Source organism: Bradyrhizobium sp. BRP20 (assembly GCF_020194215.1).
Lineage (GTDB): Bacteria > Pseudomonadota > Alphaproteobacteria > Rhizobiales > Xanthobacteraceae > Bradyrhizobium > Bradyrhizobium yuanmingense.
On the sequence record NZ_JADYVY010000128.1, the window covers coordinates 1 to 388 of the forward strand.

Sequence of the window (388 nt, forward strand, 5' to 3'; positions counted from 1 at the left end):
AGGTCTACCTGACCGCGGACCCGGCGGTGCGGGCCGCGCGCCGCAGCGCCCAGGACACCGCCGCCGGGCGGCAGAGCAGCCAGGCCGAGGCGCTGGCGTCGGTCGACCGGCGGGACCGGCTCGACTCGACGCGCGCGGTCGCGCCGCTGAAGGCCGCCGACGACGCGGTGCACCTGGACACCACCGAGCTGTCCATCGACCAGGTGCTCGTCGCCCTGTCCGAGCTGGCCGGCCAGCGCGGGCTGCTGGGCACGTGCGCGCAGGTCACGCGGTGAGCCCTGCCGGTCTGCCGGACGGCGCGTCGGCCCGGCTGCACGACGCCGCCCGGTTCGTCGGGACGCACCTGTTCAAGCCGGCATACCGGCTGCGGATCCGCGGCCTCGAGCGG

The 388-nt window shown here is 77.3% G+C and carries 1 protein-coding gene; it reads left to right on the forward strand.

The window, feature by feature from the left end; translation table 11 throughout:
• The coding region (locus I6F33_RS38120) for a (d)CMP kinase (protein WP_225145814.1) at positions 1-275 on the forward strand (275 nt) is incomplete at its 5' end.
• Positions 276-388: the final 113 nt, after the last annotated feature.